Here is a 6966-nt window from a genome sequence, read left to right on the forward strand (position 1 = left end):
CTCCTAGACGTTGATCGGCCCGACAGTCGCGCCGGCTCCGATGATGATTGCGAAAACGATGATGGAGAGGAGGATCAGCGCGACGTTCATGTCTCGCGCCAGCTTCGGATACCCATCCAGCGGGCCGGGGTGGTTCGTCCCGCGATAGGTTCCGAGATCAAGCGGGGCCTGAACCTTGCAGGGGACGTTGGAGGCGATGCAGCTGCATTCGTGGTGGGTGGAGAGGTCGCAGCGGGTCATGCCACGTCCTCCAGATCGGCGCCGGAAAGCGTCCACTCGAAGATGCAGTCTTCGCAAAGAGCCTCGCCGTCATCGTTGAACGCGACGGCGTTCTCGTTGCAGCCTCTGGCTTCGCACACCATATTGCCGGAGCCGCCGCAGTCCTCGCAGGGGCCGACGCGCCATACATCAGGATCGTTCCCGCCGTAGCGGCTGGCATAGATCGAGCCTTCTCCTTCGCATCTGGTGCAGGTGAGGATCATTCTGCAGCCTCCAGAACAGACGCGCGAAGGCCGAGACGGTCATTGATCAGGTCGCAGAGCTTCTGCCTGCGGTCGTCTGGCAGCTTGATCACGAACACATCGAAGTCGTGGTTGAAGCGCTTCCACTGGTCGTTGTTGCCTTCGCTGATGACGCCAGCCTCGACGAGTTCCGACATGTCGGTGTTTACAAGGAAGTAGGCCAGCCGCTTGAGGGTGTTGGCGTCGAAGGTCATGCTGCGACCCTCCCGGCATTGCGGAACTCGGCTTCAAGAGCGACGAGGCCGTGGATAAGGGCCTCGGACTGCGGGAGAGACCACGATGCCGGCGGGTTGCGCATCTCGACGAAGCGCCGGGCCTGCTCCTGCTGGCGGAGGATGTTGGCAGCGACATAGCCGGCGCGCTGGCCGGCCGGGCGGAGCATGGCGCCGTCGCGAATGCGCTGGATTGCCATGGCAATGCGGTCTGCTTCGGTCTGCATGGGTGGGCTCCTCATCTCTCGCGTGGTCGGGTTAGGCGCGCCGTTCAGAAATCGCAGGCCAACCGCAACTTTGGGTGAAGCGATCCAGATGGGTAGGTCGCTGTTGAGGAGATATTCGCGAAAATCGCAAAAGCAGTCAAGCCTAAAATCGCGAAAATCGCGAATATAGTTTACATGGTTGATTAAAAGGGAACTGGGGGTGGAAAACGCGCGCACGAAAAAGCCCGCCAATGAGGCGGGCTTCGCGACGGACGTGCAACACTGAAATGCCTTTAAAGAGGGAGGCTCTGTTGCCCGGTCGTAATCTTTGTATTGACGCGAGTCGGCATATGGAACTCACGCTTCTCTTCAAGGATTTCGCGAACCGTCAACAGCTGAATGCGCGGATAACGATTGCCGTTGTATTCGAAGAACCCTGCTTCTGCCGCCTCGGTGCGCATTGCTTTCGATGGCTCCTGCAAAGATAAGAAGCCCCCTAGGCTCGATCGTTCGCGTTCTATCACGCCTCGCAAGTCGCGCACGTCCGAGGGCTTTAACTTGCCGCCTTTGACCGAGATAATCATTTCACCTAGGGCATCTTTCGTCTCGAAGTACATGCGGCCATCGATACCTCGGTCAGCCACCTTCTTCTGCATCGGGAACCCGCCAACTTTCTCAACGACCCAATGCTGAAACTGAAACGCGTCTCGGCTGAATAGTTCCTGCGCCTGCTCGACACTCACCGGGATGCCATCCACCTCGAAATGGTGCCCTTCGACCAACCGATGGCGCTCGGTAAGCACTTCACGGACAAGCTTTATGGAGAGGATCGCAATGTCGCACCCGATCCATTGGCGTTCATTTTTCACGGCGCTATAAACAGTAGTTCCGCAGCCACAGAATGGGTCGAAAACGACGTCGCCTTTATCGCTCGAAGCTTGTATTATCCTGTCCAGCAACGCTATCGGTTTTTGAGTAGGGTATCCAAGGCGCTCCTTTGCCTGCGAGTTAATCGGCGGGATATCAAGTATCATGTCCTGAATTGGCTGCCCTTTTTCGAGGTGCAACTTGAATTCGGGGACGCCAGGACCACCGCCGCGACCGCGCTCAGGGAAGCGGATAAGATCGTGTTGGTATAAAAGCTCTAGTTGCTCGTGGAGATCTTCCGGTATCTCGACGCCTTCATCCCTCAAGGCTTGGATGGCACGCTTCGGTACAGCCCAGTGCCGATTTGCATCCGTTGGGTTATAACCACGCCAGGGTTGACCAGACGCTCCGCGCGTTATTCCGGGGCCGGTCAGCACAACCAGCCTGTACTGCCCTCTTTTATCGACGAAACGGTATTTCGTGTCAATGTAATCGGGGTCGTGTGCCTGCAGAACTCTGTTCCATTTGTATTTGGACGACGCTGTGTAGAATAGAATAACGTCGTGTATATCGCCCCATCTGGTGGCGCCACCGTGCGCGCCTGTTCTTTTCCATATGATCTCATTTCGGAAATTTTCATGGCCGAAAATCCCATCCATCATTACCTTGATGTAGTGGCTCGCCGCCGGGTCGCAATGCAAATAAATAGAACCAGTTGGTCGTAAGATGCTTTTCATGTGAAGAAGCCGTTGGACCATATATATTAGATAGGCTAGGAGTTGAGGCTGTGAATTACGTAGTGCAGATATCCAGATATTCCAGAAAGCAACGTAGTTATCATCGACGCCGTGCTCGCGCATAAGGACTGGCATTGTTCTTGCCGCCTCCAACTTCGCGGCGTCAAGCTCCCAAGTGTCGAAGAATGCCTCAGCCTGTTCTGGCACGGGCTTCCCTGTGAGGTTTTTATAGAGAAGATTGTAATTCGCGTCAGACTTAAATGGCGGGTCAAGATAAATTAAATCGACGGAATGCTTTTTCATGCTCTGCATGATCGTGAGATTATCACCATACCACAACTTGTTCATTTTCTGCCCCCGCAGATTGCCACCACCACGGCAAGGTATTGACGTTACCTAACCCCCGACGATCATCACCTATGACCGATGGCCATCGAGCCGGATGTCTTGAATTTCAGCATTTGGATTCCGGCGAATATGCTTCTGCGCCGACCGACGCGGCTTGATGTCGGTCACGAAAGCAAAATGCCGAACCGGCACGTCCAGCATCATTGGCGCGTTCACGCTTTCCAGGTGATAAAGCCCCGGCTCTGATCCTGGATAGGGCGTCTTTACCAACACTCGATCGTCCTCCAAAAAGCATACGCATGGCTCCCCCATATGCTCCGCTCTAGGGGCTTCCTTTTCGTCATAGAAAATCAGCCAGCCGTCATTCGCCAGTCCTCGCATCGAATCCCCCTCTACTTCCAACGCTGAGGTATTCTCTGTCGCGCCCTCCGGGGCAGGGGCTTCACCAAAGTACCCGTCTCCCGTTGCGAACAAGACGGAGCCGTCCGGTCCTGCGCCAGCCTTGCCACGTATCTTGACAAAGGGAACTTTGGTCGGGTCTCCGCCCGGCGGGTCCTTCCCGAAAAACCGCGCCATGATCCCCAGCTCGTGGGCCTTGATTGTGCGAACTTCTTTGCCGTCCGCTTCGGTATTCATCATGCGCGTGACGGCATCAGGCTTAACGTTGAGAGCTGCGGCTAGTCGGCTTTTCGAGCCGTGCCCCATAATCTCAAGGCATTCCTTCATCCAGACGCGAATTTCGTGTTGCGGGTCACTCATGCGATGAATAATCGCGAGTTTCGCAAATTTTGATATCGCGCAATTCGCAAATTTGACTTGACAGAAACTCGCGAAAATCGCAAATATTGCGACATGAGCGAAAAGCACCTCGACCCAGCCAAGTCCATTATCGCCAAGATCGGCATCGAGAAGGTGTCTGAGATCACAGGCAAGCACGTCTCCCGCGTATATCGCTGGATGTACCCGAAGGAGCGCGGAGGGACGGGAGGTTTGATACCCCAATCGGAAGCTCCGGCTTTGCTTTCATACGCAAAAGCAAACGACATTGAGTTGTCGCCGGCCGAGTTCTTCGGGATATCGGAGAACGTCGCATGAGCAACATCCTGCCCCCAATGGCTTTGATGGTTTTCGGCGGCGCATGCATCTGGATTGCGCCTTGGGCGGTAGACATCCCGAGGCAATGCACGGCGTTCGTCGTCGGCGCGATCTTTTTCTGTGCAGGATATCTCGCCCGTGAAATCCGGCTCGCCGTTGCTTCCAACGGGAGGGTGCCCGCATGAGCACCGACACCACCATCCCCATCCCCGACGATATCGACCGCATCGCCACCGATATCGTTAGAGCCGACTACAGCAAGGGCGACCAAGAGCCTGACTGGCTGCTGTATCTGGCCATCGCCAAGGCCATCCACGACGCCGTTATGGCGGAGAGGGAGCGATGCGAGACCATTTGCTCCGATCATATCTCTTTCCTCCGCAAGCTTTTCCAGAACGACGTCGCGCGCGCCATTGAACAGGTCCGCGCTGAGATCAAGGCGGTATCAGCATGACCGACGCAAGCGCAGTAGCCCGCGACCAGCTTCGCTCCTTCATCGAGCGTATCGAGCGCTTGGAGGAGGAGAAGAAGACTATCGCTGACGACATCAAGGATGTGAAGGCCGAGGCCAAGGGCTGCGGTTTCGACGTCGGCACCATCAACGCGATCATCAAGCTCCGCAAGGTCGACGCGAACGAGCGGGCGGAACGGGACGCGCTGCTCGACACCTATATGATCGCGCTCGGCATGTTGCAGGAGCCGGCCGGAGAGGATTACGACCGGGAAACCGGTGAAGTCCTCGACGAACGCCGTTCCGACAACGGCCTCAACATCCAGACCAAGCACGAAGACATCAGAACAGCGCCGGAAACGGCGGAAGAGCTTAGCCGGCCCGCGCCCTTCGCGGTTCCCGGTGGCGAACCGAGCATACCAAGTCCCGATGCCGGCGGCGAAAAAATGGACGGCGCTGCTAACGCTGTTCCAGGCCGGTCCGACGACACGTCGGCATTCTGCAACGCCAAATCGGGGCAAGCCACCAATTCCATTTCCGAGAGTGACGCCGTCCCGACTGTAGCGACGGTTCTTCCCAGCGACGGTAGCAAGCCGACCGGCAACTACGCCGACGAGACGAGCGCCGCCGCCAACGCAGGAGGCGACGATGTAGATGGCAGCGCGGAGCGCGCAAACCATGATGAGAACGGGGAGGGCGCCGCCCGCGCTCTCCCGGCCAAACCGAAATTCGTCCTGCGCCCCTATTGCCGGAATCCCGGTGAAACCTGCGGCGGATCGGGCACCACTCATTGTCATTCCTGCCTCAAGGCTCGCGAAGAGGTGGCCGCATGAAACCGCTCCGAATTTCAAAGGGATATGACGCCATCGCGCAGCGCCTCGTTGAGGGCGTCGAGGACATCGGCCGAAAGCAGATCGCCCGCGCCGAGGTGTCCAGCATCGTGAAGGCCTACATCCAGCGCAACGGCGTCCGTCGTTTCGACGCTGGCACATCCGGCGACTATCAGGCGGTGAAAACCTTCCTTGCCGATCGCGGCTACACCCTCACCACCCACGGTCGGGCCTCCAGCTACATCATCAAGGCTCCTGGCCAGCGTGGCCGACCGAAGGCCACGAACTGGACGAAGGTTGTCGAATTCGTCGACGAGCTTCGCGCCTCGGAAGGCCTTGAGCCTTTGAAGAGGAGGGCAGCATGACGTGGTTCCTTTACGGCCTTCTCGCCTTCTGCGGCGTCTGCCTTCTCACGGCCATCGCGCTCGTCTGGGCCGGGACCGATGACGAGCGGCAGAACTCCAACAATGACCAGATCCATTTCAGTCAGCGCGGCTCCTCCTCCTCCGGCTGATTGAACGGCCGGCGCGTTGGCCACTCCTCCCTCTGCGCGCCGGCCAACACATTCACCTTCGGGGATCCTCCCCTCAGCCTCAGCACGACGGCATGGGTGACGGAACCGAGGGAAACGAAAGTCGAGGACGCCGAAGCCGAGGATACCCCGGCGCCCTCAGTATCCCCAGCCAGTTTTGCGGCGGGGCTGGAGAATTGAATTGTTGTTGGCCCAGCGGACCGGGCCAAGGACGGGAAGGGCAGCACATCGCCGGCAAGCGATTGGCCTTTCCCGTCGGATTTTGAAGGTCGTTTCACTGTGTCTCCCTTCGGCTCTAGCAAGTCGAAATTGACATGGAGCGAACGCCTTGCGGAACAAATCTAATGTCGTGGAAGACAAAATGAGTGTCGCGTACGTCAAAGATGCAAAAGCGATGAGCGAATGGCTCCTTCGCCGCGAGTATCGCGGCCTTGGAGACACGCAAGAAGCTGCTGCCGGACGCGCCCAGACCAAGTGGGGCGCTCCAGCGACTACCCTTCTTCGTCTCCGTCACCGCGAAATCCCAGACATGAAGCTCAGCACGTGGGCTTCGATACTTGAAGCATTCCGGCGCGCGGGCGGGAGCATCGACGCGCTGTACGAAGAGGAGCGTTCCCGTCATGGCGAGAGCAATTCGGCGCTTGTTCGCCTTGCCGATTTTGTTGCTGGCGAGAGGGCTGGCGCAGTTCAAGGCATGGGTTCTGCGGCTGCTGAAAAGGCGGAAGCCGCGCGAACCGGAACTCCGTGAAGAGATCGGGGAAGCAGAATGATCAATACTCGACCTTATCGTTGCCCGGGCTGCGACCGTGAAGCGAACGTCTATGTCCAGCGCACGACGCTGCATAGCTTCGGCAATAACGGCCTCGTGTACTCCATTTCGTGTCGCCGTCATGATGACAGTGGTTTCATCGGCGGCGGTCGCCTTCCGAACGCATGCCTTGGCGAGTGGTTTGCCGTCCGGCCATTCCAGACCGAAACCAGCGCAATCAGCACTTGGAACGACGCGATCATTGAAATGGCGGCGGCAGCGCTCGGCATCACGCGAAAGCGCGCGCTGGCAATCAAAGAGCGGCGTGAAGAGATCGGGGAGGGCGAGTGATGCGGCACCATTTCAAACTCCCGGAAGGGAATGTCCAAATCAGTTTCAGCGGAGGGCGCACGTCCGCC

General features: G+C 58.0%; 12 protein-coding genes and 1 pseudogene. 7 read left to right on the top strand and 6 right to left on the bottom strand.

What is annotated here, in order from left to right:
• Positions 1-3 precede the first annotated feature (3 nt).
• From EV665_RS28430 to EV665_RS28455, 6 genes are all read right to left on the bottom strand, one after another.
• Positions 4-240, bottom strand: a complete 237-nt coding sequence (locus tag EV665_RS28430; protein WP_133036709.1) for a hypothetical protein — start codon at positions 238-240, stop codon at positions 4-6.
• On the bottom strand, positions 237-482 hold the full coding sequence (locus EV665_RS28435) for a hypothetical protein (protein WP_133036710.1): 246 nt from the start codon (positions 480-482) through the stop codon (positions 237-239). The genes EV665_RS28430 and EV665_RS28435 overlap by 4 nt, the downstream gene beginning before the upstream one ends.
• Positions 479-715, bottom strand: coding sequence for a hypothetical protein (locus EV665_RS28440; RefSeq protein WP_133036711.1), 237 nt, complete (start codon positions 713-715; stop codon positions 479-481). Before EV665_RS28440 ends, EV665_RS28435 begins: the two co-directional genes overlap by 4 nt.
• A complete protein-coding gene (locus EV665_RS28445; RefSeq protein WP_133036712.1) occupies positions 712-960 on the bottom strand; it encodes a hypothetical protein in 249 nt (82 codons plus the stop codon). Before EV665_RS28445 ends, EV665_RS28440 begins: the two co-directional genes overlap by 4 nt.
• 272 nt (positions 961-1232) lie before the next feature.
• Entirely contained in the window at positions 1233-2891 is a 1659-nt protein-coding gene (locus EV665_RS28450; RefSeq protein WP_133036713.1) for a DNA methyltransferase, read from the bottom strand.
• Between the two features lie 69 nt (positions 2892-2960).
• Positions 2961-3827: a S24 family peptidase gene (locus tag EV665_RS28455; RefSeq protein WP_162853195.1), complete on the bottom strand. Its 867-nt coding sequence runs from the start codon at positions 3825-3827 to the stop codon at positions 2961-2963.
• Between the two features lie 155 nt (positions 3828-3982).
• Between EV665_RS28455 and EV665_RS28465 the strand changes: the two genes are divergently transcribed.
• The 7 genes and pseudogenes from EV665_RS28465 (at position 3983) to EV665_RS28490 (ending at position 6898) form a co-directional block, all read left to right on the top strand.
• Complete coding sequence (locus EV665_RS28465; protein ID WP_133036716.1) at positions 3983-4171, top strand: hypothetical protein; 189 nt, start codon at positions 3983-3985, stop codon at positions 4169-4171.
• Positions 4168-4440 (top strand): hypothetical protein, encoded by a 273-nt coding sequence (locus EV665_RS28470; RefSeq protein WP_133036717.1) that lies wholly within the window; start codon positions 4168-4170, stop codon positions 4438-4440. The genes EV665_RS28465 and EV665_RS28470 overlap by 4 nt, the downstream gene beginning before the upstream one ends.
• A pseudogene (locus EV665_RS32955) lies at positions 4437-4688 on the top strand (DUF2312 domain-containing protein); the annotation flags it as partial. The gene EV665_RS28470 and the pseudogene EV665_RS32955, both read left to right, overlap by 4 nt.
• A 578-nt stretch (positions 4689-5266) precedes the next feature.
• Positions 5267-5632 carry a hypothetical protein gene (locus EV665_RS28480; protein ID WP_133036719.1) on the top strand — a complete coding sequence of 122 codons (366 nt, stop codon included), beginning with the start codon at positions 5267-5269 and terminating at the stop codon, positions 5630-5632.
• Positions 5629-5781 carry a hypothetical protein gene (locus tag EV665_RS32490; RefSeq protein ID WP_162853196.1) on the top strand — a complete coding sequence of 51 codons (153 nt, stop codon included), beginning with the start codon at positions 5629-5631 and terminating at the stop codon, positions 5779-5781. Before EV665_RS28480 ends, EV665_RS32490 begins: the two co-directional genes overlap by 4 nt.
• Before the next feature lie 379 nt (positions 5782-6160).
• Positions 6161-6547, top strand: a complete 387-nt coding sequence (locus EV665_RS28485) for a hypothetical protein (protein ID WP_133036720.1) — start codon at positions 6161-6163, stop codon at positions 6545-6547.
• An 18-nt stretch (positions 6548-6565) separates the two neighbouring features.
• Positions 6566-6898, top strand: coding sequence for a hypothetical protein (locus EV665_RS28490; protein ID WP_133036721.1), 333 nt, complete (start codon positions 6566-6568; stop codon positions 6896-6898).
• The last annotated feature ends 68 nt before the right edge of the window (positions 6899-6966 follow it).

The organism is Shinella granuli (assembly GCF_004341885.1).
In the GTDB taxonomy this organism is placed as follows: Bacteria; Pseudomonadota; Alphaproteobacteria; order Rhizobiales; family Rhizobiaceae; genus Shinella; species Shinella granuli.

Bases quoted from the DNA above. Each gene is read 5' to 3' on its own strand.
- EV665_RS28465 (WP_133036716.1), top strand. From the start codon at position 3,983: ATGAGCAACATCCTGCCCCCAATGGCTTTGATGGTTTTCGGCGGCGCA.
- EV665_RS28445 (WP_133036712.1), bottom strand. From the start codon at position 960: ATGCAGACCGAAGCAGACCGCATTGCCATGGCAATCCAGCGCATTCGC.
- EV665_RS28470 (WP_133036717.1), top strand. From the start codon at position 4,168: ATGAGCACCGACACCACCATCCCCATCCCCGACGATATCGACCGCATC.
- EV665_RS28485 (WP_133036720.1), top strand. From the start codon at position 6,161: ATGAGTGTCGCGTACGTCAAAGATGCAAAAGCGATGAGCGAATGGCTC.
- EV665_RS28480 (WP_133036719.1), top strand. From the start codon at position 5,267: ATGAAACCGCTCCGAATTTCAAAGGGATATGACGCCATCGCGCAGCGC.
- EV665_RS28450 (WP_133036713.1), bottom strand. From the start codon at position 2,891: ATGAACAAGTTGTGGTATGGTGATAATCTCACGATCATGCAGAGCATG.
- EV665_RS28490 (WP_133036721.1), top strand. From the start codon at position 6,566: ATGATCAATACTCGACCTTATCGTTGCCCGGGCTGCGACCGTGAAGCG.
- EV665_RS28430 (WP_133036709.1), bottom strand. From the start codon at position 240: ATGACCCGCTGCGACCTCTCCACCCACCACGAATGCAGCTGCATCGCC.
- EV665_RS32490 (WP_162853196.1), top strand. From the start codon at position 5,629: ATGACGTGGTTCCTTTACGGCCTTCTCGCCTTCTGCGGCGTCTGCCTT.
- EV665_RS28440 (WP_133036711.1), bottom strand. From the start codon at position 715: ATGACCTTCGACGCCAACACCCTCAAGCGGCTGGCCTACTTCCTTGTA.
- EV665_RS28435 (WP_133036710.1), bottom strand. From the start codon at position 482: ATGATCCTCACCTGCACCAGATGCGAAGGAGAAGGCTCGATCTATGCC.